The organism is Adlercreutzia sp. ZJ473 (assembly GCF_013185065.1).
In the GTDB taxonomy this organism is placed as follows: domain Bacteria; phylum Actinomycetota; class Coriobacteriia; order Coriobacteriales; family Eggerthellaceae; genus CAAEEV01.
This window is the reverse complement of sequence record NZ_JAAVTO010000018.1, coordinates 13,572-37,195: the sequence shown is the minus strand read 5'-3', so window position 1 is coordinate 37,195 and position 23,624 is coordinate 13,572. Positions and strand designations below refer to the sequence as shown.

General features: G+C 65.1%; 20 protein-coding genes and 1 tRNA gene. 16 read left to right on the top strand and 5 right to left on the bottom strand.

Annotated features, from left to right (window positions below; genetic code table 11):
* The first annotated feature begins 111 nt into the window (after nt 1-111).
* From HRL41_RS05045 to HRL41_RS04970, 16 genes are all read left to right on the top strand, one after another.
* Nucleotides 112-450 carry a hypothetical protein gene (locus HRL41_RS05045; RefSeq protein ID WP_172135831.1) on the top strand — a complete coding sequence of 113 codons (339 nt, stop codon included), beginning with the start codon at nt 112-114 and terminating at the stop codon, nt 448-450.
* 45 nt (nt 451-495) lie between these two features.
* Nucleotides 496-2,910 (top strand): EAL domain-containing protein, encoded by a 2,415-nt coding sequence (locus HRL41_RS05040; protein ID WP_172135830.1) that lies wholly within the window; start codon nt 496-498, stop codon nt 2,908-2,910.
* Nucleotides 2,911-2,986: 76 nt separating this feature from the next.
* A complete protein-coding gene (locus HRL41_RS05035) occupies nt 2,987-3,136 on the top strand; it encodes a hypothetical protein (protein WP_172135829.1) in 150 nt (49 codons plus the stop codon).
* A 28-nt stretch (nt 3,137-3,164) separates the two neighbouring features.
* Nucleotides 3,165-5,687: a response regulator gene (locus HRL41_RS12095; RefSeq protein WP_172135828.1), complete on the top strand. Its 2,523-nt coding sequence runs from the start codon at nt 3,165-3,167 to the stop codon at nt 5,685-5,687.
* A gap of 119 nt (nt 5,688-5,806) precedes the next feature.
* Nucleotides 5,807-7,903 carry an excinuclease ABC subunit UvrC gene (gene uvrC, locus HRL41_RS05025; RefSeq protein ID WP_172135827.1) on the top strand — a complete coding sequence of 699 codons (2,097 nt, stop codon included), beginning with the start codon at nt 5,807-5,809 and terminating at the stop codon, nt 7,901-7,903.
* Complete coding sequence (rapZ, locus tag HRL41_RS05020) at nt 7,896-8,969, top strand: RNase adapter RapZ (protein WP_216662519.1); 1,074 nt, start codon at nt 7,896-7,898, stop codon at nt 8,967-8,969. The genes uvrC and rapZ overlap by 8 nt, the downstream gene beginning before the upstream one ends.
* 11 nt (nt 8,970-8,980) lie before the next feature.
* Entirely contained in the window at nt 8,981-10,129 is a 1,149-nt protein-coding gene (gene yvcK / locus HRL41_RS05015; RefSeq protein WP_172135826.1) for a gluconeogenesis factor YvcK family protein, read from the top strand.
* Between the two features lie 9 nt (nt 10,130-10,138).
* On the top strand, nt 10,139-11,086 hold the full coding sequence (whiA, locus tag HRL41_RS05010; protein ID WP_165170303.1) for a DNA-binding protein WhiA: 948 nt from the start codon (nt 10,139-10,141) through the stop codon (nt 11,084-11,086).
* Nucleotides 11,087-11,194: 108 nt separating this feature from the next.
* Nucleotides 11,195-12,196, top strand: a complete 1,002-nt coding sequence (gap, locus tag HRL41_RS05005) for a type I glyceraldehyde-3-phosphate dehydrogenase (RefSeq protein ID WP_172135825.1) — start codon at nt 11,195-11,197, stop codon at nt 12,194-12,196.
* Nucleotides 12,197-12,489: 293 nt separating this feature from the next.
* Complete coding sequence (locus HRL41_RS05000; RefSeq protein ID WP_172135824.1) at nt 12,490-12,729, top strand: hypothetical protein; 240 nt, start codon at nt 12,490-12,492, stop codon at nt 12,727-12,729.
* Complete coding sequence (gene pgk, locus HRL41_RS04995; RefSeq protein WP_172135823.1) at nt 12,716-13,906, top strand: phosphoglycerate kinase; 1,191 nt, start codon at nt 12,716-12,718, stop codon at nt 13,904-13,906. Before HRL41_RS05000 ends, pgk begins: the two co-directional genes overlap by 14 nt.
* An 11-nt stretch (nt 13,907-13,917) precedes the next feature.
* Nucleotides 13,918-14,688: a triose-phosphate isomerase gene (gene tpiA / locus HRL41_RS04990; RefSeq protein WP_172135822.1), complete on the top strand. Its 771-nt coding sequence runs from the start codon at nt 13,918-13,920 to the stop codon at nt 14,686-14,688.
* Nucleotides 14,689-16,290 (top strand): 2,3-bisphosphoglycerate-independent phosphoglycerate mutase, encoded by a 1,602-nt coding sequence (gene gpmI / locus HRL41_RS04985; RefSeq protein ID WP_172135821.1) that lies wholly within the window; start codon nt 14,689-14,691, stop codon nt 16,288-16,290.
* A gap of 66 nt (nt 16,291-16,356) precedes the next feature.
* Nucleotides 16,357-16,611, top strand: a complete 255-nt coding sequence (secG, locus tag HRL41_RS04980) for a preprotein translocase subunit SecG (RefSeq protein WP_165170290.1) — start codon at nt 16,357-16,359, stop codon at nt 16,609-16,611.
* A gap of 93 nt (nt 16,612-16,704) precedes the next feature.
* Nucleotides 16,705-16,793: transfer RNA gene (locus HRL41_RS04975), tRNA-Leu, on the top strand.
* Between the two features lie 83 nt (nt 16,794-16,876).
* Nucleotides 16,877-17,782, top strand: a complete 906-nt coding sequence (locus HRL41_RS04970) for a cation diffusion facilitator family transporter (protein WP_165170288.1) — start codon at nt 16,877-16,879, stop codon at nt 17,780-17,782.
* 284 nt (nt 17,783-18,066) lie between these two features.
* Here HRL41_RS04970 and HRL41_RS04965 read toward each other — a convergent pair whose 3' ends face one another.
* From HRL41_RS04965 to HRL41_RS04945, 5 genes are all read right to left on the bottom strand, one after another.
* Nucleotides 18,067-18,849: an SDR family NAD(P)-dependent oxidoreductase gene (locus HRL41_RS04965; protein ID WP_172135820.1), complete on the bottom strand. Its 783-nt coding sequence runs from the start codon at nt 18,847-18,849 to the stop codon at nt 18,067-18,069.
* Between the two features lie 92 nt (nt 18,850-18,941).
* Nucleotides 18,942-19,553, bottom strand: coding sequence for a VOC family protein (locus HRL41_RS04960; RefSeq protein WP_172135819.1), 612 nt, complete (start codon nt 19,551-19,553; stop codon nt 18,942-18,944).
* An 18-nt stretch (nt 19,554-19,571) separates the two neighbouring features.
* Nucleotides 19,572-20,084, bottom strand: a complete 513-nt coding sequence (locus HRL41_RS04955) for a VOC family protein (RefSeq protein WP_172135818.1) — start codon at nt 20,082-20,084, stop codon at nt 19,572-19,574.
* 101 nt (nt 20,085-20,185) lie between these two features.
* Nucleotides 20,186-20,986: a 4Fe-4S dicluster domain-containing protein gene (locus HRL41_RS04950; protein ID WP_172135817.1), complete on the bottom strand. Its 801-nt coding sequence runs from the start codon at nt 20,984-20,986 to the stop codon at nt 20,186-20,188.
* 10 nt (nt 20,987-20,996) lie between these two features.
* On the bottom strand, nt 20,997-23,603 hold the full coding sequence (locus HRL41_RS04945) for a molybdopterin-dependent oxidoreductase (protein WP_172135816.1): 2,607 nt from the start codon (nt 23,601-23,603) through the stop codon (nt 20,997-20,999).
* Nucleotides 23,604-23,624 lie beyond the last annotated feature (21 nt).

The following is a 23,624-nucleotide window of genomic DNA, read 5'->3' as shown; positions in this document are numbered from 1 at the left end:
TTCTGATCCGGGAAGAGAGTTTGAGGCAAAGCTATATGTACGTCTGGTGGTTGTACGTCTGGTGGTGAGCACTTGTATCCGTTGCTGATCGTCCGAGTGGAGATCGTCTGCTTGATACTCCTGGTATTCCTCGGCATCAACGCCCGCTATTACAAAATGGGAAAGGACAATGGCAGCTTCATAAGAATGCTGTTCTTCGCCATTGGCCATGTTGTGTTCGACATCATCACCGTGCTGACGGTGAACAATCTGGACCAGGTTCCCATCTGGGTAAACTACATAGCCCATGTGGTGTTCTACCTGTTCGCCATCTTGTTTGCCCATGAGTTCTTCTGCTATGTGATCGCCCTGTCCTACCGTGAGAAGCGGATTCAGAAGGCCGTGAGGATCATCGGCTTTTCCCTGGTGGGGCTCTATCTGCTCCTCCTGCCGGTGATGCCCATCGAGTAGCTTCATGGCAACGGGACCAATTACAGCCTGGGGCCGGCAGCCGTCGTGGGCTATGGCCTCGGCATGGTCTTCTTAGCGGGCAGCGCCGTGATCCTGACCGTGAACTTCAAGAAGCTGGCGCCCCATGTTCGGATGGCCCTGATCCCCATGCTTACTCTGATGGTGGCGGCGGAGTGCATCCAGATCGCGGTGCCCGAGCTGCTGATCACGGGCGGCGCGGTGACCGTTGTCACGGTGGCGTTCTTCTTCTCCCTGGAGAACCCGGCGGATGTGTTCAGGCAGAAGCTGCTGATTGACGCCCTCACCGGCGTGAAGAGCCGCAGCAGCTATGAGCTCGAGATCCAGCAGATGGAGGAGACGTTCGTCCAGAGCCGGGACATCCGATTCGGGATGGTGTTCTGCGACATCAACGACCTGAAGGAGGTCAACGATGAGTTCGGTCACCTGAAGGGGGACGATTACATCGGTGACGTCGCCCAGATCCTGACGCGGGACCTGCGGGGGGCGAAGAGCATCTACCGCATGGGCGGCGACGAGTTTCTGGCCGTATACCGCAATGCGGATGAGGCGAAGATCCAGCAGGAGATCGATCAGGTCAACGCGGACTGCAAGGCCATGTCCGAAAAGGTGCCCTACCGGATGAGCGTTGCCATCGGCTACGCCGTATCCGGCGAGGAATACGCCTCGTTGCGCAACGTGCTGCAGATGGCCGACTACCTCATGTACCAGAACAAGACGGACATGAGGCGGGAGAAAGCCCGCCTGTCGCAGGACGGGCAGCAGCTGAACGTCACCGGCTTGACCGACCGCATCTTCGATGCCTTCGCCGCAACGGGCGGAAGGAACTACCTTACCATGGGCAACCTGTCCACCAACGTCTCCCGCTGGTCTCAGGCGGCGGTGGATTACTTCGGCCTGCCCGGCGAGTTCATCTATGACAGCGCCACCGTTTGGATGGAGTATATCCACCCGGACGACCGCGCCACCTATTGGACGGACATCAGCGCGGTCTTCAGCGGAGCAAAAAAGGAGCACGACATAGAGTACCGCGTTCGCAACAAGCGGGGCGAATACGTGGTATGCACCTGCCGGGGCAGAATCCTGAAAGGCAAGAGCGGTGAGCCGGACCTGTTCGTCGCCACCCTGGTCAATCACGGCATCGGAGAGACCATCGACCCCATCACCGGGCTTCACAACGAGCGCATCCTGGTTCCCCACATGGAGAAGCTGCTGCGGGAGAAGACGAGGGCATCGTTCCTGACGGTGAAGATCTGCTCCTTCAGCAGGATCAACCTGCTGTATGGCCACCTGACCGGCAATCAGATACTGTCGCAGTTTTCCGGAGTTCTGAGGAGGGTCGTTGGCCAGAAGGGACGGGTTTTCCGGATCGGGGACACCAGGTTCACGCTCTGCCTGCCGGGAATGGAAGCGGAGGATGTTTCCAAGCTCTACGCAGACCTGACGAACGTCGCCCGCTTCGAGATCACCATGGACTCCATCACCATTCCCCTGAGGCTGGCGGGCGGGGCCTTTGTCGTGGACGAGCACTATGCCGGCAGCGTCGTCGCCGTCCGGAACAACCTGACCAGCGCGTTGGAGCGTTCCGAGCAGGAAGGCCATGGCCGTCTCACGTTCTACGGCGATCCGGCTCGAGGCGAGAGCCAGGTAGACTTCAAGCTGCTGGCCGCCGTCTACCAGGACGCGGTGACGGAGCGGAGGGGCTTTCGCCTGGAGTATCAGCCCATTCACCAAATGGATACCGGAGAGGCCATGGGGGCGGAGGCTCTGCTGCGGTGGCGGGGCGATGAGTTCGGCAAGGTGCACCCGGGGCAGTTCGTGCCTTGGCTGGAAAACGACCCCTGCTTCTTCCAGGTGGGCTGGTGGATCCTTCGGAAAGCCCTCTCAGACGCCCGGGAAATGCTGCCGGTGGTGCCCGGTTTCGTGATCAAGGTCAACATCACCGTCCTGCAGCTGGAGGACGAGCGGTTCAACGCCATGGTGCTCGAGGCGCTGCGGGAGACCGGCTTCCCGCCCCAGCAGCTTTGCCTGGAGCTGACGGAGCGCTGCCGCGAACTTGACGAGGAGTACCTGAAGTCGCAGATCGAGTTCTTCCACCGGTTTGGCATTCAGGTCGCCCTGGACGATGTAGGCACCGGCTTCTCCTCCCTGGGCGTCTTGCTCAACCTCCCGATAGACGAGGTCAAGCTGGACAAATCCTTCATCACGGATATACGCAGCCGGGAGGCTAATCAGGTGTACGTGGGCGCGATCGTGGATGCCGCCCGGAGGCTGGGCCTCCACAGCTGCCTGGAGGGGGTCGAAGACCAGAAGACCTACGAGTATCTCCGCTCTCTCGGCGCAACCTGCTGCCAGGGATACTATTTCTCGAAGTCTCTGCCACCCAGGGACCTGAAGGCCTACCTGCTGGCGGATAAAGAAAAAGGGAGGGCGCGGCAATAGCGCGGCAATAGCGCTTGCGCGGCTTCCGTGACGGAGGCGATCGCCGGGCAAGTCAGAAGCACCGTGAATTCCCATCATGAGAATGCGCCTCACCGTGCCGCGAAATGCGCCTCACCGTGCCGCGGCTTCTGGCATCGCCTTTTGCGAGGAGCGGGCTGATCTGGAAAAACTGATCACGCTGGCCGATGAAAGCATGTATTATGTAAAAAACATGAATAAAATCTGATTGTTGGCATAGGTTTAGGAGAGACCCTGTGAGGACGAGAGTAGACGATGCGATCGCCCGGTTTGCGGCAGTTGCGTTAGAGACGGACGACATCAGCGAGCATGTGCAGGAGCTGCTGGACCGTGTGCGGGAGCAGTACGGGTTTGACGTGGTCTATGTTTTGGAGAGGGTCAACTGGAACTACGCGTTCACCTACAAATACGCCAGCGTGAGCCATCCCAAGTATGACAACCGGGGCGTGTACCTGGAGCTGACAGATGAGGACTACGAGAGGGCCCTCCATATGTACGACGACTCTCCTCTCTGCGCCTATAACGTGGGCTCGCTGTCAGACTATGAGATATCAGACTGCATCATGCACTACGGGTTCGTCCGAAAGAAAACCCGCAGCTATGACGGCTCCGTCGGCTTCCAGTGCTTTACGCCCCATGACTGGACGGAAGAGGAGAAGGCGGCGCTGCTGAAGCTGGGAAAGCTGTTCAAGATGATCTTCAGCGTGCCTCTTGCGGAGGGGGTGAACGAGCATCTCTACGCGACGCTGGAACAGGAGCGGAGGCAGTACCGGGATGCGCTGGTGCAGGGCTCGGAGTACAGCTTTTCCTTCGAGGTTTCCGGGGGGCTGATCCGGGAGAAGATCGTGACGGCCCATAACAAGAACCTGCTCGCGTCGCTGGGGCTTTCCCTTCCGGTGGATTACGACACGTTTCAGGGCATGTTCTTGGAGAAGAACAAGATCCGCCTGCTAGAGGAAGACGAGGCCGGCTGCTTCTCCTGCGCCGGGCTTGCGGAGCTGTTTGAGAAGGGAGTCTCAAATCCGGAGGCGGAATACTACAACCCCGTCGAGGACACCTACATGCGGGTCTCTGTCTTCATGCACCAGGACAAGGAGACTGACCATATTCACGGGCTGTTCATAGCGACAGACATTACCGAGGCGAAGCTGAAGCAGCAGAATCAGCAGCAGGCGCTTCTGGCCGCCTATGAGGCAGCCAATCACGCCAGCGCCGCAAAGTCCACTTTCCTGGCCAACATGAGCCATGACATCCGAACCCCCATGAACGGCATCATCGGCATGACCGCTATTGCCGGGACCTATTTGGACGACAAGGAGCGGGTCTCAGACTGCCTTTCCAAGATCATGGTCGCCAGCAAGCACCTGCTGGGACTGCTCAACGAAGTGCTGGACATGAGCAAGATCGAATCCGGCAAGATCGAGTTGCAGGATGAAGAGTTCAGCCTGCCTGACTTGCTGGACGATCTGATCCCGATGGTGAAGCCTCAGATCGAGGCAAAGCGCCATGAGTTCTGCGTCTCGGTCAGAGGCGTTGCGCATGAGAAGGTCGTTGGCGACAGCCAGCGGATCCGGCAGGTATTCCTGAACCTGCTGAGCAACGCCATCAAGTACACGCCCGAGGGTGGAAAGGTGCAGCTGCTCCTGTCTGAGAAGCCGATCCGCAGGAAGGCTCTGGGCTGCTACGAGATCGTCATCGAGGACAACGGCATCGGCATGAGCGAGGAGTTCCTGAAGCACTTGTTCGAGCCTTTCACCAGGGCGGAAGACAGCCGCATGGCGGGCGTTCAGGGGACGGGACTGGGAATGGCGATTACCCAGAACATCGTCCAGCTCATGAACGGGAGGATCGACGTAAAGAGCGAGCCGGACAAGGGGACGAGATTCACCATAACGATTTTCCTGAAGCTCCAGGAAGGCGGGGAGGCTGCTTCCTCTGACGAGCTGATCGACCTGCCGATTCTGGTAGTGGACGACGACTTGGCGACCTGCGAGTCCACCTGCGATATGCTGAGCGACCTCGGCATGCTGGGCGAATACGTGCTCTGCGGCGAGGACGCGGTGAAGTGCGTTGTGACCCGCCACGAGGCAGAGGATGATTACTTCGCGGTCATCCTCGACTGGAAGATGCCGGGAATGGACGGCGTGGAGGTAACCAGGGAGATTCGCAGGCAGGTCGGGGAGGACGTGCCGATTATCATCATCTCGGCTTACGACTGGTCCGAAATCGAAGTCTCGGCAAGGGCGGCCGGAGCCAACGCGTTCCTCAGCAAGCCTTTGTTCAAGTCGAAGATGGTTTACCTGTTCAAAGAGCTTCTTGGAAACGGGAAGCAGCTGCAAGGCCTGCCTGCGCTCAATGCGATCCAAAAAGAGGACTTCAGCGGCAAGCGGGCGCTGCTAGTGGAGGACAATGAGCTGAGCGCGGAAATAGCGCGCGAAGTCCTTGGCACGGCAGGTCTCGAGGTCGAATACGCAAAGGACGGAAAAGAGGCTCTCGACAGGATGACCGTGGCTGAGGCAGGCTATTACGACATCGTGTTCATGGATGTCCAGATGCCGATCATGGACGGCTGCGAGGCGACTCGGGCCATCCGCAGCCTGCCCGGCGACTATCCCCGGCAGGTGCCGATCATCGCCTTGACCGCGAATGCCTTTGTCGGGGATGTGCAGGCCTGCAGGGATGCCGGAATGGACGAGCACATCGCAAAGCCGCTTGACTTTGACCAGCTGTTCAAGGTTTTGAACAAGTGGCTTGGGTAAATCGTCTCTCATAGCCTATCGTCGTCGCCAAGCTCGCCACCGCTGCGCGCAAGGCGCTCGATCTGTAGAATGCCGCGCAGGCGGACGGCGGCGGCGGGAGAACCGCTATACTCTTCCGCATGGAAGAATTCGAGAACAACGCCGCCTCCGCGCCTGTCGGCTCTGGCGCTCCCGCGCCCGCGCCCGCCGGCGCAGCTCCCGCGCCCGCGCCCGCCGCGCCCGAGACCCAGGCCGCCAAGATCGCGCGCGTCAAGCGGGAGCTCGACGCGGTGCCGACGCTCCCGGGCGTGTACCTCTGGAAGGACGCGTCGGGCCAGGTCATCTACGTGGGCAAGGCCAAGCAGCTGCGCGCGCGCATGCGCCAGTACGTGAACTTCCAGGACGACCGCGCCAAGATCCCGCTGCTCGTCGACCAGATCGACTCGTTCGAGTACATCGTGGTGCATAACGAGCACGAGTCGCTCGTGCTCGAGAAGAACCTCATCAACCAGCACAGCCCGTTCTTCAACGCGGACTTCAAGGACGACAAGTCCTATCCCTTCATCGCGCTCACCAAGGGGGATGCGTTCCCCGCCATCAAGTACACGCGCGAGCGGCACAAGAGCGCCACGCGCTACTTCGGGCCCTACACCGACTCGCGCGCCGCGCGCGAGATGGTCGACATCGCGCGACGCGTGGTGCCGATCTGCGCCGCGAGCTGCGCGGACTGGCGCAACCTCACGCGCAAGCTGGAGAAGCTGGCAAGCAGGGGCGAGGCCGCCACGCCCGGCACCTTCCTCACGCCCGACGGCTCCATCCGCCCGTGCTTCGACTGCCACGTGGGGCTCGGGCCGGGCGCGTGCTGCGGGCAGATCACGCCCGAGGAGTACGCGGAGAACGTGCGCCGCGTCGAGCGGTTCCTCGCGGGGCACCACCGCGAGTTCGTCGACGAGCTCTCCGCCGACATGCGCGCCGCCGCCGCCGATCTGGACTTCGAGCGCGCGGCGCGCATCAAGAGCCGCATCGACACCATCGGCTCGCTCACCGACAAGCAGCATGCCGTGTCCGCGCGCAACCTCAACGCCGACGTCATCGGCTTCTTCCGCGAGGAGACGGTGGCCGGCGCGCACGTGCTCATGGTGCGCGAGGGGCGCATCATCAACTCGAACGAGTTCACCTTGAACCGCGGGCGCGACGTGCCCGACCAGGACCTGCAGCACAACTTCCTGCTGCGCTACTACGACGCCACCACCTCGATCCCGCACGAGGTGATCGTGCGGGAGCTGCCCGAGGACGCCGGCGCCATGGAGGAGTGGCTCACGGGCAAGCTCGGCTCGGCGCACGGGGCGAAGGTGCGCTTCACCGCCCCGAAGAAGGGGGAGAAGTCCGAGCTCGTGGGCATGGCGGAGACGAACGCCAAGCACACGCTCATGCGCTACAAGGTGCGCACGAACTACGACGACAAGCGCATCAACGACGCGCTCCTGCAGCTCGAGAGCGCGCTCGCGCTCGACGGCCCGCCGATGCGCATCGAGTGCTTCGACATCTCCACCATCCACGGCTCCTACACGGTGGCCTCCATGGTGGTGTTCACGGGCGGCAAGCCCGACAAGAACCAGTACCGGCGCTTCAAGATCAAGACGCCGCTCGACGAGGCGAACGACTTCCTCTCCATGCAGGAGGTCATGAGCCGCCGCTACGCGCCCGCGCGCATGGCCGACGAGCGCTTCGGCAAGAAGCCCGACCTCATCATCCTCGACGGCGGAAAGCCCCAGCTCACCGCCGCGCTCAAGATGTTCGAGGAGATGGGGGTCACAGGGATTGCGCTGTGCGGCCTGGCCAAGCGCGACGAGGAGCTCTTCGTGCCCTGGCAGGACACCGGGCCCGTGGTCCTGCCCGGCGGCAGCGCGAGCCTGTACCTGGTGAAGCAGGTGCGCGACGAGGCCCACCGCTTCGCCATCACGTTCCACCGCGAGCTGCGCGGCAAGGGCATGACGGCCTCCATCCTCGACGACGTGGCGGGCCTCGGCCCCGTGCGCAAGAAGGCCCTGATGAAGCACTTCAAGTCGTTCAAGAGCCTCAAGGCCGCCACGCTCGAGGAGGTCAAGGCGGCGCACGTGGTGCCCGACGAGGTGGCCGAGGAGCTCGTGCGCGTGATCGAGCAGTATAATGAGGACAAGAGAACCGCTGAGGACGCGCTTGCGCGCGCCGCGACCGAAGGAGGCGCCCATGACTGAGGAGCACGTGGACCTGGAGAACATGCCCGACCTGGTGATCGTCACCGGCATGAGCGGCGCGGGGCGAACCGAGGCCATGCACGTGTTCGAGGACCTGGGGTACTTCTGCGTGGACAACCTGCCGGCGAGCCTCATCGGCAACCTGATCGAGCTGAACGAGCGCCCGGGCGGGGAAGGCGAGCGCAAGCGCCTCGCCGTGGTGTGCGACGCGCGCAACGGCGGCTACTTCGGCTCGCTCGACGCGCAGCTGGGGCGCCTGCGCGAGGAGGGCGTCGACTACCGCATGCTCTTCCTCGACGCCGACGACGAGAAGCTCGTCGCGCGCTACAAGTCGAGCCGCCGCCGGCACCCGCTGTGCACCGACGGCACCACCATCGCCCAGGGCATCCAGCGCGAGCGGCAGCTGCTCATGGACCTGCATGACGCCTCCGACCACGTGATCAACACCACCGAGATGCTGCCGCAGAAGCTGCGCACCACCATCCGCTCGCTCTTCGGCACCGGCAGCGAGCGCCGCGGCCTCGCCGTCACGGTGTACTCGTTCGGGTTCAAGCACGGCGCGCCGCTCGACGCCGACCTCGTGATGGACGTGCGCTTCCTGCCGAACCCCTACTACGACCCCGAGCTGCGCCCCCTGACGGGCCTCGACGCGCCGGTGCGCGACTTCGTGATGCTGCGCGAGGAGACGATCGAGTTCCGGCACCGCTGGCACGACCTGCTCGACGTGGTGATGCCGGGCTACGTGGCCGAGGGCAAGCAGCAGCTCGCCATCGCCGTGGGGTGCACGGGCGGGCAGCACCGCAGCGTGGCGCTCGCCGAGTCGACGGGCGACTACCTCAAGACCAAGGGCTACCGCGTGTCGGTGGCGCACCGCGACCTCAAGCTGGCCGACCGCCACGTGGGCGCGGCGGTGCTCGCCGAGTCGCCCGACGTGCGCGCGGAGGCGGACGCGGCCGTTGGCGGAGTCCCCGCTCCCGCCCCCGCGGCCGCCGAGGCCGCTACCGGCTCCGCGACGGCCTCCGAGGCCGCCCCCGCCGCCACCCCCGCCCCCGCGGGCGCGCGCTAGGCGGAAGCGCCATGGCTGCCAAGCATCCGTTCCGCGTCGACCCGTCAGCCACCGGGTCGTTCTCGGCGCTCCGCGGCAAGCTGCCGCGCCTCGACGCGCTCGCGCACGGCGGGCAGCGCCTGCGCGCCGTGGTGGTCGGCGGCGGCACGGGCGCGCCCATGTCCATCCGCACGCTGCTCTCGCTCGGCGTCGAGACGAGCGCGGTGGTGGCCATGGCCGACGACGGCGGCTCGACGGGCATCCTGCGCGAGGAGGCCGACGTCACGCCCCCCGGCGACATCCGCAAGTGCATCGCCGCGTTCGCGCGCGACCCGCAGGATCCCCTCGTGCGCGCGTTCAAGTACCGCTTCGCCGTGGCGCGCGACCACGCGCTCGGCAACCTCATGCTCGCTGCGCTCGAGGACGCGTGCGGCTCGTTCCCCGAGGCCATCCGCATCTGCGAGCGCCTCGTCGACGCGCAGGGGCACGTGTACCCCTCCACGCTCGACCACGTGACGCTCGCGGCCACCACGCGCGACGGGCGCGAGCTCGACGGGCAGGCGGTGGCGTGCCACTCGCACACGGCGCTCGAGCGCGTGCGCCTGTGCGCGCCCGCGGTGGGCGGCGGCATCACCGCCTACGAGCCGGCGCTCGTCGCGCTGCGCGAGGCCGACCTCATCGTGCTCGGCCCCGGGTCGCTGTTCACCTCCATCATCCCCAACCTGCTCGTGCCCGGCATCGTCGACGCCATCCGCGCCTCGCGCGGGCGCGTCCTCTTCGTGTGCTCGCTCGCCGACGTGCAGGGCGAGACGTGGGGCCTCACCGCGCGCGAGCACGTGGAGGCGCTCATGGACCACGGCATGGCGGGGCTCGTGGACTACGTGCTCGTGCACACGCGCGTGCCGCTGCGCGCCGACAGCCCGGCGAACGACCGCTTCAACGCCATGACGGGGCGCGACTCCGACCACGCCTCCACCGCCGGCCTCGACGACGCGCGCCTTGCGGGCAAGGTGCGGCCCGTGTCCATCAACTACCACGACCTCCAGGCCATCCAGTCGATGGGCCCGGTGGTCCTCGCGCGCGACCTCGCCGACGCCGAGCGCCCCACCTGGCATTCCCCCGAGGCGCTGCGCAACGCGCTTCTGCAGGTCGTCAAGCTCATGCAGGCGAGGCGGGGGTAGGGCTTCGGCATGTCGTTTACCTCAGATGTGAAGGACGAGATCGCCCACGTCGCGCCCGAGTGCTCGCACTGCGAGAAGGCCACGCTCGCCGCGCTCGTGCGCATCGAGGGCACGCTGTTCGTGAGCGGCCCGGGGCGCTACCGCATGGAGGTGGCCACCGACGTGCCCTCCGTGGCGCGCCTCATCATCCGCCTCCTGCACACGCTCTACCAGCTCAAGACCGACCTCACCGTGCGCCGCAGCGTGCTGCACAAGACGCCGAACTACCTCATCGAGGTCCCCGCGCAGCCCGCGCTGGCCCCCGCGCTGCGCGACATGGGCGTGCTCTCGCCCGAGGACGGCCTCGAGCTCGGCGTCAAGCCCGAGCTCGTGGCGAAGCAGTGCTGCGCGGCGGCGTACCTGCGCGGGGCGTTTTTGGGGTCGGGCTTCATCTCGAACCCTAAGAGCGACTTCCACTTCGAGATCACCGTGGAGAGCGAGGAGCTCGCGGAGGGGCTCGTGGCCCTCATGGCCGAGAAGGACATCACCGCGCGCGTCATGCAGCGCCGCAGCTCGTACATGGTCTACCTGAAGAGCGGAAACGCCATCCTGGAGTTCCTGGCGTTCGTGGGCGCGCACGCGTCGGCCCTGTTCATGGAGGAGCAGCGCGTGGTGAAGTCGGTGCGCAACGACGTGAACCGCGCCATCAACGCCGAGCTCGCCAACCAGCAGAAGGCGTCGAACGCCGCGGTGGAGCAGCTCTTCACCATCCGCACCGTGCTCGAGCGCTACGGCATGGAGAACCTCCCGCCCGCGCTCCAGGAGTTCATCCGCCTGCGCGTCACCTTCCCCGACGCGTCGCTCAAGGAGCTCGGGAGCCACTCGTCGCCGCCGCTGTCGAAGTCGGCCGTCTACCACCGCGTCCGCCGCCTCGAGCAGATGGCCCGCGAGATAGCGGGGGAGGAGCGCGTATACTGAAGCTAACACGCGCCCGCCGATTCGGCGCGCGGCGTGCTATGCTGTATGGGTCAGGTAATCAGCCCTGAGCAAGGGTTTTCAAGGAGTATCTTGTGAAAGGAGATACGTATGGCAACCAAAGTAGGCATCAACGGATTCGGCCGCATCGGCCGCCTCGTCTACCGCGCGATGGTGAACGACCCCGCGATTGAGGTCGTGGCCGTGAACGACCTGGGTGACATCCCCACGATGGCGCATCTCCTGAAGTACGACTCCGTCCACGGCCGCGCGTTCGACACCGTCGAGGTCACCGAGGACGGCTTCGTGGCCGACGGCCACGCCGTCAAGGTGCTCTCCGAGCGCGACCCGGAGAACCTGCCCTGGGGCGAGCTCGGCGTCGACATCGTGGTCGAGTCCACGGGCATCTTCAAGACCGGCGAGCTGGCCGGCAAGCACATCAAGGCCGGCGCCAAGAAGGTCGTCATCACCTGCCCCGCGAAGGGCGAGGACATCACCATCGTCATGGGCGTGAACGACGACCAGTACGACCCGGCGAAGCACAACATCGTGTCGAACGCCTCCTGCACCACCAACTGCCTGGCCCCCATGGCGAAGGTCCTCATGGAGAGCTTCGGCATCAAGCGCGGCTACATGAACACCATCCACGCGTACACCAACGACCAGAAGATCCTCGACCTCCCGCACAAGGACCTGCGTCGCGCCCGCGCGGCCGCCATGTCGATGATCCCCACCACCACCGGCGCCGCCCGCGCCGTGGCGCTCGTCCTGCCCGAGCTCAAGGGCAAGCTCGACGGCTTCGCCACCCGCGTTCCCACGCCGGACGGCTCCATGGTCGACCTCACGGTGGAGCTTGAGCGCGAGGTGACCCGCGAGGAGATCAACGAGGCCATGAAGGCCGCCGCCGAGGGCCCGCTGAAGGGCATCCTCGAGTACCAGGACGACCCCATCGTGTCCATCGACATCGTGGGCGACAACCACTCCTCCATCTTCGACAGCCTTCTCACCATGGTGATGGGCGAGAAGTCCGACATGGTGAAGTGCATCAGCTGGTACGACAACGAGTGGGGCTACTCCAACCGCGTGAAGGACCTCGTCAAGATCATGCTGTAGGTTGTTCCGCCGTTGCTGGCGCAACGGCGGAATGCTCGACGCTGCGCGGCGCCGAAGCACCCGTCCTTGCCCCTTGTGCAGCACTCGGCGCGTACGAAGTACGCTTGGTGCTGCGGCGGGGCTATCTCGGGCACTTCAGCGTCGCTCGCTGACGTTACGAACGACCTGTAACGTCACACTGACCTGCGACGTTGCGAACGACCTGCGATCCTTCAACGTGCGATTCACGATCTGCTAAGCCCCGGGTTCCTGATCGGCCCCCGGGGCTTTTCTGCAAAGGAGGTGCTCGTCCTATGGAGAACATGATCCCGAGCATCATGGTCGCCCTGGTCTACCTGGTCCCCTTCGCCGTCGTGCTGCTCGTCTTGAGGAAGTTCTTCGAGATGGTGCAGGCTTTGAAGGAGGCCGCCGAGGCCCAAAGGCAGGTCGCCGCCGCGCAGCGCGAGCAAACTGAGATGCTGCGCGAGCTGATGCACGCGCTCGGCGGCATGAACGATCCCGATTTGCTAGGAAGTGAACATGAGCAAGATTAACTCGGTTGACGAGCTCGAGGCGCGCGGAAGGCGCGTGCTCGTGCGCGTCGACTTCAACGTGCCGGTGAAAGACGGCGTGGTGACCGATGACACGCGCATCCGCGCGGCGCTGCCTACCATCGAGCGCCTCGTGGGCGAGGGCGCGCGCGTCATCCTCATGAGCCACCTGGGCCGCCCGAAGGGCGAGGGCTTCGAGGAGGCCTACACGCTGGCCCCCGCGGCCGCGCGCCTGGGCGAGCTCCTGGGCCGCCCCGTCGCCTTCGCGTCCGACACCGTGGGCGCCGACGCGCAGGCCAAGGTCGCCGCCCTCGCCGACGGCGACGTGGTGGTGCTCGAGAACCTGCGCTTCGACAAGCGCGAGAAGAAGAACGACCCGGCCCTCTGCGCCGAGCTCGCCGCGCTGGCCGACGCCTACGTGAACGACGCCTTCGGCACCGCGCACCGCGCGCACGCCTCCACGGCCGGCGTCGCGGCGCTGCTCCCGGCGTACGCGGGCTACCTCATGCAGCGCGAGGTGGCGACGCTCACCGGCATGCTCGACGAGCCCAAGCGCCCGTTCGTGGCCATCCTCGGCGGCAGCAAGGTGTCCGACAAGATCAAGGTCATCGACGCGCTCATGGACAAGGCCGACACCCTCATCATCGGCGGCGGCATGTGCTTCACCTTCCTGCTCGCGCAGGGGCTCGCCGTGGGCACCTCGCTCAAGGAAGACGACTGGGTCGAGCGCGCCGGCGCCATGATCGCGAAGGCCGAGGAGCGCGGCGTGAAGCTGCTGCTGCCCGTGGACGTGGTGTGCGCCGACGCCTTCGCCGAAGATGCCAACACGAAAACGGTTTCGGCGGACGAGATCCCCGCGGATATGATGGGCCTTGACATCGGGCCGAAGACGGCCGCGCTCTACGCGGAGGCCATCGCGGGCGCCGCGAGCGTGTTCTGGAACGGCCCCATGGGCGTGTTCGAGATGAAGGCGTTCGAGGCGGGCACGAAGGCCGTGGCCGAGGCCGTGGCGGCCAACGAGGCGGCCGACACCATCATCGGCGGCGGCGACTCGGTGGCGGCGGTCAACAAGTTCGACCTCGCCGAGAAGATGACGTTCATCTCCACCGGCGGCGGAGCCTCCATGGAGCTCGTGCAGGGCGAGAAGCTGCCCGGCGTCGAGGCGCTGCGAGCAGAGTGAAAGGACCTCACATGACCAGAAAGAACCTCATCGCGGGCAACTGGAAGATGAACAACACCATCGGCGAGGCCGTGGTGCTCGCGCAGGAGATCTCGTACGACTTCTACCGCGACTGGCTCGAGCTCGTCGACGTGGCGGTGTGCCCGCCGTACGTCGACCTCAAGCCGGTGGTGAACGTGTTCGAGTTCGACCATCTGAAGGTGGGCGTGGGCGCGCAGAACGTCTACTGGGAGCCGAAGGGCGCCTACACGGGCGAGATCTCGATCGAGATGCTGCGCGAGATCGGCTGCGAGTGGTGCATCGTGGGCCACTCGGAGCGCCGCGGGCTGTTCGGCGAGACGAACGAGGACGTGAACAAGAAGGTCAAGGCGCTCGTCGACGGCGGCATCAAGCCCATCGTGTGCGTGGGCGAGTCGCTCGCCGTGCGCGACGAGGGCTCGTACCTCGAGTACGTGTGCGCCCAGGTGCGCGCGGCGTTCGCCGGCGTGGACGAGGCGGCGGCGAAGAGCGCGGTCGTGGCCTACGAGCCCATCTGGGCCATCGGCACCGGCCGCACCGCCACCCCCGAGCAGGCCGAGGAGGTGTGCGCGGCGGTGCGCGCCACGCTCGCCGAGATCTACACCGACAAGACGGCCGACGCCATGCGCGTGCTCTACGGCGGCTCCATGAACGAGGGCAACGCCGCGCTCCTGCTCGCCGAGCCCGACATCGACGGCGGCCTCATCGGCGGCGCGTCGCTCAAGGCGAAGTCGTTCATCGAGATCGTGAAGGCAGCGATGTAGATGGCGTCTGAGCAGCTTAACGAAGGAAGGGGGGCGCAGGGCGCGGACCGCGCGTCCCTGCGCCTCCCGGCGTGCCTCATCATCATGGACGGCTTCGGCCTCGAGGAGCCGGGGGAGGGGAACGCCATCTCGCTCGCGAAGACCCCCGTGCTCGACGAGCTGTTCGCCACGCGCCCCTGGGTGCGCCTCGAGGCGTCGGGCGAGGCCGTGGGCCTCCCGGCGGGCCAGATGGGCAACTCCGAGGTGGGGCACCTCAACATCGGCGCGGGGCGCGTGGTGTTCCAGGAGCTCACGCGCATCAACCGCGCGTGCGCAGACGGCTCCATCGTCACGAACCCCGAGATCACGGCGGCGTTCGAGGCGGCGAAGGCGCCGGGCGCGGCGCTGCACCTCATGGGGCTCCTGAGCGACGGCGGCGTGCACTCCTCCAACGCCCACCTCTACGCGCTGCTCGAGGCGGCGCGCGACGCGGGCGTGCCGCACGTCATGGTGCACTGCTTCATGGACGGCCGCGACGTGCCGCCCTCGAGCGGCGCGGGGTACGTACGCGAGCTCGCCGAGGTCATCGGGCGGCTTGGGGCAGAGGCGCCCGAGAGCGGCTGCGTGATGGAGGTCGCCTCCATCGAGGGGCGCTACTACGCCATGGACCGCGACAACCGCTGGGATCGCGTCGAGCGCGCCTACGACACGCTCGTAAGCGCCGCGAACCTCACGCAGCTCGGCCCCGTCGAGGCCATGGAGGCGTCGTACGCCGACGGCGTGACCGACGAGTTCGTGGTGCCCGTGGCCCTCGCCGACCGCGGCATGCGCGACGGCGACGCGGTGATCTTCTTCAACTTCCGCCCCGACCGCGCGCGCGAGATCACGCGCGCCCTCACGGACGAGGGCTTCGCGGGCTTCGAGCGCGCCTTCTGGCCGCAGGTCAAGTTCGTGTGCCTCACCGAGTACGACCCCGAGATCGCGGCGGCGGTGGCCTTCCCGAAGGAGTTCCCCGACAACGTGCTGGCCGACGTGCTGGCTGACGCGGGGCTTGGCCAGTACCACATCGCGGAGACCGAGAAGTACGCCCACGTGACGTTCTTCCTGAACGGCGGGCGCGAGGAGGAGAAGGCGGGCGAGGAGCGCAAGCTCATCGCGAGCCCGAAGGTGGCGACCTACGACCTCAAGCCGGAGATGAGCGAGCCCGAGGTGGCCGAGGCGCTCGCTGCGGCCATCGACGCCGACGAGGCCGACGTGTACATCGTGAACTTCGCGAACTGCGACATGGTGGGGCACACCGGCGTGATCCCCGCCGCGGTGGCTGCCGTCGAGGCGGTCGACGCGGGCGTGGGGCGCGTGCTCGACGCGGTGGCGCGCAAGGGCGGCGTGGCGTTCGTCACGGCCGACCACGGCAACGCCGACAAGATGATCGCGCCGGACGGCACGCCGCATACGGCCCACACCACGGCGCCCGTGCCGTTCGTCCTGGTGGACGAGACGGAGGCGGGCCTTGGCCTGAGCGGGGAGGACGGGTGCCTGGCCGACATCGCGCCCACGCTGCTCGCCGCCGTGGGGCTCGCGGCGCCCGGCGAGATGACGGGCTCATGCCTGCTTGCCTCGTAGCGGAGGTTGCGCTATAATAACGAATTTGTGTAAAGGTAGTTATTCCTCCGAGAGAAGAGTGAAGCTTTGAATCCTCTGGTTATTGTGTTTCTCATCCTGCTCGTGCTGTCGGGCGTGGGCATGATCGTGTTCATCCTCATGCACTCGGGCAAGGGCACGGGCATCTCCGACATGATCGCGAGCTCCATGTACTCCACCCAGACGGGCACGAGCGTCATCGAGAAGAACCTCGACCGCATCACCATCGCGTGCGCGATCGTGTTCATGCTGTCGCTTCTGGTGCTCATGGTCATCTACCCGCATGGGACGATCGGCGCCTAGCGCCAGCGCAGCGCGACGCGGCAAGAAAAGTTGAGAATATTTCTTGCATCGCAGCGACATTATGCTAAACTATTTGTCGCTGCAAAAAAGCATGTCGGAGTGGTGGAACGGCAGACACGCTAGCTTGAGGTGCTAGTGCCCACATACCGGGTGTGCGGGTTCAAATCCCGCCTCCGACACCATTTGCAATCGAAAGCCCCGCTGAGCGGGGCTTTTTTGCATCAGATCCCGTCTTTTTGATCCCGTCTTGCGGAGAGGAGGGCGCATGGCTCGTTTCAGCTCCTCGGTTAAGACCGACCACGCGCGCAGCGTGGAGCGGGTGCTCTGGATCGTGTTCGTGCTCAACCTGGCGGTGGCGGCGGCGAAGTTCTTCTACGGCTTGGCCTCGAGCTCCGCCTCGATGCAGGCTGACGGCATCCACTCGGTGTTCGACTCGCTCGGCAACATCATCGGGCTCGTGGGCATCGCCGTGGCGGGCCGCCCGGCTGACGCGGGGCATCCCTACGGGCATGCGAAGTTCGAGACGTACGGCTCCATGGCCATCGGCGTGCTGCTCGTGCTCGCGGCCTTCGAGGTGGGCTCGGGAGCGGTGGGCAAGCTCATGAGCCAGAGCTACACCGCCGAGGTCACGCCCATGTCGTTCGTGGTCATGGTGGCCACGCTCGCGGTGAACCTGGGCGTCACGCTCTACGAGCGGCGGCGCGGCAAGGAGCTGCGCAGCGAGATCCTCGCGGCCGACGCGGCCCACACGCTCTCCGACGCGTTCGTGTCCATCGGCGTCATCGCGGGCCTCGGCTTCGTGGCGGCGGGCTTCCCGGCGGCTGACCCCATCATGGCGCTCATCGTGACGGTGTTCATCCTCCTGTCGGCGGTGGGCGTGTTCCGCACGGCGCTGCGCACGCTGTCCGACCACGCGTGCATCCCGCCCGAGGACATCGAGTCCATCGCGCGGGAGATGCCGGGCCTCGTCGAGGTGCACTGCGTGCGCACGCGCGGCACCGAGGCGGAGGTGTACTGCGACCTGCATGCGCTCGTCGACCCCGAGATGACGGTGCGCGCGGCCCACGAGCTCGGCGACGCCTTCGAGCGCGAGGTCATCAAGCGCCACCCCAACGTGAAGGAGGTCCTCGTCCACATCGAGCCCTACGGCGAGGACGAGTCATCCCGCTAGCGCCCGCCAGGGCGCCCCAGAGGCGCCGAGGAGGGGAAACACGCTGGGGGATGGTTCAGGGGAGGCCCCAGAGGCGCCGAGGAGGGGAGCAAGCAGCAAGCAGCAAGCAGCAAGCAGCAAGCAGGGAGATGACTCAGGGCGCCCTAGAGACGCCGAAAGGGGGAGCGACGCAGGCCGCGCGCCGCGGCAAGGGAGACGCGCGGCGCAGAGGGCGCAAAAAAGCGGCGAGGACGACTCCTCCCGCTGGGGAAGGGCCGCCCTCGCCGCCGTAGCGGAAGGCTCGCCTACGAGCAGAGCTCGCCGCCGTCTATGGCGAGGCTGTATCCAGTGGTCCACTCAGAGGCGTCTGACGCCAGGAAGAGGATCCCCTTCGCGCAGTCTGCGGGGGTTCCCAGGCGGCCCAGGGGAATTCCCTTGACTGCGTTGGCCGCTATCCCCTCGAACAGCTCGTCGTAGCCTGCGGGATGGGTCATGTCCGTGTCGATCATGCCCGGAATGATGGCGTTGACGCGGACTCCCAGGGGGGCGAGCTTCTTGGCGAGCAGCTTCGTCCAGGAGCGAATCGCGCCCTTCGAGGCCGAGTAGGGCAAGAACCCCGCTGCCTTGAAGCCCGCCAGGGAGTTGATGAAGACGATCGAGCCATGGCCGCCCTTGGCGCATTCGGCGTACCCGTGCTTCACCATGAAGAAAACCCCGTCGAGGTTGACGGAGAGCACGCGCCGGTACTCCTCCGTGTCGAACATGTCGTCGAGGGACTGGGGAGGCGTTCCCGCAATGCCGGAGGCAAGCACCATGATGTCGAGCTTTCCGAAGCGAGCGACGCATTCCTCGACGGCGCGCTTGCAGTCATCCTCCCGGGATACGTCGGCGACGACGTACATCGCCGTGCCTCCCGCCTCGGCTATCTCGCCCACCGCGTCCTTGAGCTTGTCCTCGCGGCGGGCGACGAGGCAGACCTTCGCGCCGTGGGCTGCAAGCTCCTTCGCGGCCGCGTTGCCGATGCCCCTTGAGCTCGCCCCCGTGATGATCGCTACTCGATCTTGAACCGTGTACCTGTCTGCTGCCATTTTGAACTCCTCGGTCTTGCGTGTCGAATGAACTGATGCGCCATGGGCAAGGCACGCGCGGCCCCATGGCGCATCTTGGCGGTGGGGGCTGCTTACGCGCCCATCGGGCGGATGAGGTCGGTCTCGCCGTCCCATGCCTCGCCTCCGGCCTTCACCATGTCGTGGATCAGCCGGGCGTTGTCGTCTACGAGCTGGACCATCATGCCGAGGTCCTCCGTCAGGTCGACGACCATGAACCCTATCTTGCTCTCGTCGAGGCCCAAGGTCGCGGGGTCGATGCCCATCTGCGCGCATTTCTCGAGAGCGCCGGAAAGGTCGTTGTACCCGATCACCACGATGGGAATGCCCAGCGCCTCGCATGCCTCCTCGGCCTCCTCGAGGCTCTCGACGAACATGTGGATATGGTTGATGCCGGGCTTGTCCATGTCGTTGTAGTCGGTGTACATGGAGTCGCCGGGGGTGAGCTGCTGGACGACCTCGACGGAGTGGGAACCCCAGGCTCCGTAGTAGGCTTGGAGCTCGAAGGGCTTCTCAAGCTCCTTTCCCCGGTAGATCACCTTGCTGAACTTGTTGGTGGTGGTGTAGAACGGGCCCGACCCGAACAGCTCGTTGTGCGTGCGGACGAACGCCTCGCCATCCGGCGAGTAGAAGCCGATCTGATGGACGAAGTCGCGCCCTTTGAAGTAGTCCTTGTAGTTCTTCATGCGTAAAGCTCCTTTAGCCTAGCAGATGCCCATCAGGGCGTTCTCGCCGTCCCATTCTTCGGCCAGGGCCGCCAGCCCCTCGTAGAAGTCCTCCTGGGGGGCGGATACCTCGATGTAATGCCCGAAGGCGTCGCGGCAGTCGAAGTAGGCGACCTCGAAGCCGGAGCTCGTCAAGCGCATGGCGAGCTCAAAGCCGGCCTCCTCGAACTCCTTGACGGTCTGCTCGAGGTCGTCGGTCCAGATGCAGACATGGTGGAGCCCGTAGCGGCCCATCTCCGAGTAGACGTTCTCGCCTTCGCTCGTGACCTGGATGAGCTCGACCTGGATGTTGGCGAACTGGCCCAACGCCACGCGTGTCGTGAGCGTCGAGTCCTTCCCCCGGTAGGTGCAGGCTTCGGGGGTGCTTTCCCCTGCATCGATGAAGGGGCCGGCGCCTAAGAGCCGTGCCATCTCGCGGGCGGTTGCGTCGATGTCCTCGACGTAGTACCCGAGCTGACGTACCCCGTATTTGTTGAGAAGAGTCTCGTACATTGCATGTCTCTTTCGACGCGATGGTTTGCGGTCAAGCGGTGGGGGGAAGGGGAGCGCCGGGTCTCGGTCCGGGCGCTCCCCTTCCCCCTGAAAGAAGGAAGCTAGCTCAAGGGAACGTCGCCGAGCCCGACGTCCTCTTCGGTGGTGGAGACCTTGATCGACTTCTTCTTGCCAGCCGACTCTATGGTCACCTCCCAGTCGCCTTCCGGCATGTCACGCAGCCAGAAGTCCCCGATCCAGTTCGTCTGCGCCGTGAACGTCCCGGCCTCTCCCGTGGCGGTCACCGTGGCGCCTACGACGACCTCCTTCTCGATCGGATCGTACACGCGGCCTGCGATGAACCTCTTGGGCAGCCCCTTGTACCAGATCCTCGGAGTCGTCCCGTACTCGGGGTGCAGCCTCTCGGCCCCCTCGAGGTCGAGGTCAGACTCCTCTCCCCATGAGATCGCGCCGTGAACGCAGTTGTCATAGCAGCGAGGGACCGTGATGGTGTCGCCCTCGTCGATGAGGTGAGCGCAGCCGGTGCACTTCTGCGGGATGTCCAGAAGGTCGTTCCAGTAGACGGCCCCGTACGGGCACGCCTCCTTGATGGCCTTCTGCCCCTTCGCCTTCTTCGGGTCCACGATCACCAGGCCGTCCTCGCGCCGGTACACGGCGCCGTCCTTGGCTGCCTTCATGCACGGCGCGTCAGCGCAATGCTGGCACGGCGTGGGGACGTAGGTCACCTTGACGTGGGGGCGCTTGCCGCGCTCCTGCTCGTCCACCCTCATCCAGAACTGTCCGGTCTCGGGCTGCGCCTCCGCGTAGGGCATCCACGACTGCTCGCAATGCTCGTCCTTGCATCCTACCTGGCAGGCGTAGCATCCCGTGCATTTGTTCAAGTCGATAAGCAACGTCTTCATCTGTCTGCACCTACTCCTTCACTACCCAGCCGGCGCGGCTCGAACCCGAAGCGGGGTCGTAGGCGCGGGCAAAGCTCTCCGGATAGTCCTTCTTCCACTGCTCCATCTCGGCGTCCTCCAGCTTCGCGACGTCGACCAGGTACCCGGTCACGACGAAGCCCTCGCAGTGCTTCGAGATGGGATCGGGCGGGCTGATGAGATTGGTGCAGCCACCGCGGTCGATGTGCGGGGCGATCGGGTCGGGGTGCGCGCCCTTGTCCATCTTGATCGAACGAGGGAGAACGCGCTCCGAGATCCTCGCAGCCCCCAAGACGATGCCCTGGTCGTTGAACACCTTGACGATGTCTCCGCTTTCGATGCCGCGCTCCCGGGCAAGCTCGGGGCACATCCAGACAGGCTCGTACATGTACCCGTCCTTGCCCTTGATCTTGCACGTCTGAATCTCGCGAAGCCAGCAGATGTCGTCGTTCTGGACGTGGATGCGCCAGCGCCCGGGGCTCGTGTTCAGCAGCAGCGGATAGGTCTTCGCCTTCTCGCCCCACTGGGACTCGTCGTGGGCGTACCCGTCTTCCCTCGAGCCGCCGATCGTCCACCTCGCGAGCGGCTGGCGCTCTTTGTCGTCGGGGAAGTGCTGCTCAAGCGCTTCCGAGTAGAACTCGATCTTGCCAGAGGGCGTGTGGAGCGGGTGCTTTTCCGGGTCCTCGTAGAACTCGCGCATCCCGGCGGGGATGTCCTCCCATTCGGGGTTCATCGGGGGGATGAAGTACTGCTTCTTCTTCAGGTCCTCGAAGCTGATGAAGTCCTTGATGAACGACTCCTCGTAGGCGGCTGCGATCTCCTCCTCGACGCTCAGGCCCCGGGTGTACTCCTCGTAGATGCCGAAGCGCTTGGCGAGCTCGGCGGCGATCTCGTAGTCGGACTTCGACTCGCCCACGACGTCGCATGCCCGGTCTTGGACGCCGTAGAAGCACAGCGAGCCGCCCTGGCTCGACCCGATCGAGTCAACCTCCTCCAGGCACGTGGTGACGGGGAGGATGAGGTCGGCGAAGATGGTGTCCTGCTGCATCCACTGGTGGTTGGACACGAAGCACTCGATCTTCGGGTTGCGATAGGCGTCCTGGAGGTAGAAGCCGCCGTTCCACGAGCCTTGGTTCGACGCCTTCTCGGACCAGATCATGTGGAACTCGGTGCCGTCGGCCTCCTCGCACGGATAGGTGCGCTTGATGAACTGGTCCTCAGGCGTGGACATGATGATCGAGGGGCTTCCGTACCACTCGTACTTGCCGTCCATGATGGCGTGGTGGACGGCGGTTCGCGGAAGGGAGGTCGGGCCCGGGATGTCCTGCATGTCCGCATGGCCCATGTACATGAACGAGAGCATGCCGCCGACGCTGGGAACCACCTGCTCCGCGACATTCCACGAGAACAGGTGAACCATCTGGACGCCGGGCTTGCCGATGCCCTGCATCGCCAGCTTGTAGTACTCGGTGCGCCCCGGCTCGAAGCTGTAGGGCCCGCGGATGTGCGCGCCGCAGAAGTGGGCGATCGTAGTCACCGAGGTTCCCCACTTGCGCGCGAGGGCCTTGATGGTCCACTCGGGGATCCCGCAGATCTCGGACGCCCACGCAGGGGTCTTCTCGATCCCGTCGTCCTTGCCCATCACGTAGTCGACCATCTTGTCGAAGTGAATGGTGTGGGTGTCAACGTACTCCTTGTCGAAGAGGCCCTCCTTGAGCCAGACGTGGATCAAGGCGAAGTCCAGGGCCGCGTCGGTGTTGGGCAAGATGGGGATCCACGTGATCTCGTCATGGGCCATCGCCGTGTAGGTTCCGAACGGGTCGACCGCGACCATCTCAATGCCGAGGTCCAGCCAGTACTTCATCATGTAGCTCTGGAACTGGGAGGAGTAGTTCGCCGTGGTCTCCAGGTCGCCTGCCTGCATGACCAGAAACTCGGTGTTCTCGGAGACGTCCTTCATGGTGTTGTAGTACTCTTCGGGGATGCCCAGGCCGTCCCAGGCGCCCGTGCCCCACACGTGCTTGCCGCCCCAGTAGAAGCCCTCGACGGAGTCAGGCGTCCTGACCTCGCGGATGTAGCCGCCGATCATGCGGAGCACCTGCATCTGGCAGCCCGACCCGTAGTGCACGCACTTGGACTCCTTGTGCCCGTCGTAGCCGATGGCCAGGATCCCGTAGGGGCCGTAGGTGTCGTACATGCGGCGGATCTCGGACTCGAGGATGTCGATGGCCTCGTCCCAGGAGATGCGCTCGTATCCGCTCTTGCCTCGGTTCTGGGCGTTGATCTTGTCGGGGTCGCCGCCGGGCTCCCAGTCAACGCGCTTCAGCGGATACTTGACGCGGTCTTTCGAGTAGGTCTTCTTCTTGTAGGCCAGCGCATAGTAGGGGGGCATCGCCTTGGTGGGGCACTTGAGCTTCTTCCCCCTTGCGTTCAGCTCCCAGAGCGTGCCCTTCAGCTCCTCCTCCGTGTAGCTCTCCGTCCAATTGCACGGTCGGATGCGCACGATCTTGCCGTCCGAGGACTCGACGACAACAGGGTCCCCGCCTGTGGAGCTGCATGCGACCGGCCTGATGACCCGCTTGTCGATCTTGTTACCCATGCTCATTTCCTCTCATGTAAT

Coding starts and splice junctions, on each gene's coding strand:
- HRL41_RS04970 (WP_165170288.1), top strand. CDS start 16,877: ATGGCTCGTTTCAGCTCCTCGGTTAAGACCGACCACGCGCGCAGCGTG.
- tpiA (WP_172135822.1), top strand. CDS start 13,918: ATGACCAGAAAGAACCTCATCGCGGGCAACTGGAAGATGAACAACACC.
- HRL41_RS05000 (WP_172135824.1), top strand. CDS start 12,490: ATGGAGAACATGATCCCGAGCATCATGGTCGCCCTGGTCTACCTGGTC.
- HRL41_RS05035 (WP_172135829.1), top strand. CDS start 2,987: ATGAGAATGCGCCTCACCGTGCCGCGAAATGCGCCTCACCGTGCCGCG.
- rapZ (WP_216662519.1), top strand. CDS start 7,896: ATGACTGAGGAGCACGTGGACCTGGAGAACATGCCCGACCTGGTGATC.
- gap (WP_172135825.1), top strand. CDS start 11,195: ATGGCAACCAAAGTAGGCATCAACGGATTCGGCCGCATCGGCCGCCTC.
- whiA (WP_165170303.1), top strand. CDS start 10,139: ATGTCGTTTACCTCAGATGTGAAGGACGAGATCGCCCACGTCGCGCCC.
- uvrC (WP_172135827.1), top strand. CDS start 5,807: ATGGAAGAATTCGAGAACAACGCCGCCTCCGCGCCTGTCGGCTCTGGC.
- gpmI (WP_172135821.1), top strand. CDS start 14,689: ATGGCGTCTGAGCAGCTTAACGAAGGAAGGGGGGCGCAGGGCGCGGAC.
- HRL41_RS04955 (WP_172135818.1), bottom strand. CDS start 20,084: ATGTACGAGACTCTTCTCAACAAATACGGGGTACGTCAGCTCGGGTAC.
- HRL41_RS04960 (WP_172135819.1), bottom strand. CDS start 19,553: ATGAAGAACTACAAGGACTACTTCAAAGGGCGCGACTTCGTCCATCAG.
- HRL41_RS04965 (WP_172135820.1), bottom strand. CDS start 18,849: ATGGCAGCAGACAGGTACACGGTTCAAGATCGAGTAGCGATCATCACG.
- HRL41_RS04945 (WP_172135816.1), bottom strand. CDS start 23,603: ATGGGTAACAAGATCGACAAGCGGGTCATCAGGCCGGTCGCATGCAGC.
- pgk (WP_172135823.1), top strand. CDS start 12,716: ATGAGCAAGATTAACTCGGTTGACGAGCTCGAGGCGCGCGGAAGGCGC.
- HRL41_RS04950 (WP_172135817.1), bottom strand. CDS start 20,986: ATGAAGACGTTGCTTATCGACTTGAACAAATGCACGGGATGCTACGCC.
- yvcK (WP_172135826.1), top strand. CDS start 8,981: ATGGCTGCCAAGCATCCGTTCCGCGTCGACCCGTCAGCCACCGGGTCG.